At 44.5% G+C, this 1292-nt stretch carries 2 protein-coding genes; both read left to right on the top strand.

Features of this window, described 5'->3' with window-relative positions:
• Positions 1–74 precede the first annotated feature (74 nt).
• Positions 75–335, top strand: a complete 261-nt coding sequence (locus NUH19_RS13065; RefSeq protein WP_179394255.1) for a transposase — start codon at positions 75–77, stop codon at positions 333–335.
• On the top strand, positions 332–1231 hold the full coding sequence (locus NUH19_RS13060; RefSeq protein WP_179394254.1) for an IS3 family transposase: 900 nt from the start codon (positions 332–334) through the stop codon (positions 1229–1231). Before NUH19_RS13065 ends, NUH19_RS13060 begins: the two co-directional genes overlap by 4 nt.
• Positions 1232–1292 lie beyond the last annotated feature (61 nt).

Raw genomic sequence — 1292 nt, 5'->3', positions numbered from 1 at the left:
CTGGTGTTACCCTCAAAAGTGAGACAGTGAATCTAGTATAATGACATCAAAGTATGATTACTGGAGGATCTGTTATGGCTAAGAAGTACAACCAAGATTTCAAAGACATGCTCATCGAACTACACGCTGCCGGCAAAGGACCAGGCGAATTAAGTAAAGACTACGACGTTCCAATCGCAACTTTGGGCAAATGGTTCACTGAGCATAAACAAGCATCGACCAAGGATCCTTCAAGTGCAGAATATGCGAAGATGCGAGCCGAATACCTTCAAATGAAGCAGGAGAATGAGATCCTAAAAAAAGCCTTGGGCATCTTCGCGAAACAAAGCAAGTGACGAACCGCGATTTGTATGCCTTTATTGAAACTCACGACTTCCCGATCGTCACAGCCACCGATGCTTTATCCGTACCACGAGGTTCTTATTATCGCTACTGCAATCACGAAGAAACGCCAACCGAGAAGCGTCGGGAAGAAATACGAGCACAACTACACGTCGCCTATAAAGCCGCAAAAGGCCGATACGGCGCACCCAAGCTCACCTTTATGATCAACCAACAACGGGAGGACCACGTTGGTCAAAAATTGATCCAAAAGCTCATGCGTGAAGAAGGATTGCGTTCGATCACTCGCCGAAAATATCGCGCAGCACCAGCAGCAAATCCAGTAGCTGAGCGGAACAACCTATTGGCACAAGACTTTAGTACAACAGCTATCAATCAGAAATGGGCCGGTGATATTACTTACGTTCAAACGGCGAAAGATGGTTGGACTTATTTATGTACCTTCATGGACTTGTTTTCACGCCGTATCGTCGGTTTTGCGTACGGCCGCGATATGACCGAAACCTTAGTTATTAAAGCATTTAGTAACGCATTGATTGATCGTAACGTCTTTGAAGGATTGACCGTACACACAGATCTTGGCAGTCAGTTTACCGGCGTTGCCTTCGAAGAAATCCTGATTTCTGTCGGCGCTAAGCACTCGTATAGTCGTAAAGCAACGCCGTACGATAATGCAATCATCGAGTCATTTCATGCCTCATTCAAAAAAGAGGAACATTACGTTTTCCCAGAGAATTACCGCACTTTTGAACAAGCACGAACAAACATCTTCGAATATATCGAGAAGTGGTATAACCGCACTCGGATCCATTCTGGACTAGAAATGATGAGTCCAGTTCAATATGAAATAACTCACTGGCATGGTCATGCGCTGAATTGTAACGCCTGACTATAAACTCGGAACACACAAATCAAATAGATTCACTGTCTCGAAACTTGACTTAAATCCA

Origin of the sequence: Lacticaseibacillus parakribbianus (assembly GCF_025490915.1) — a bacterium.
Lineage (GTDB): Bacteria > Bacillota > Bacilli > Lactobacillales > Lactobacillaceae > Lacticaseibacillus > Lacticaseibacillus parakribbianus.
Note: the sequence above shows the minus strand (reverse complement) of the source record. Positions and strands in the feature narration are given on the sequence as shown.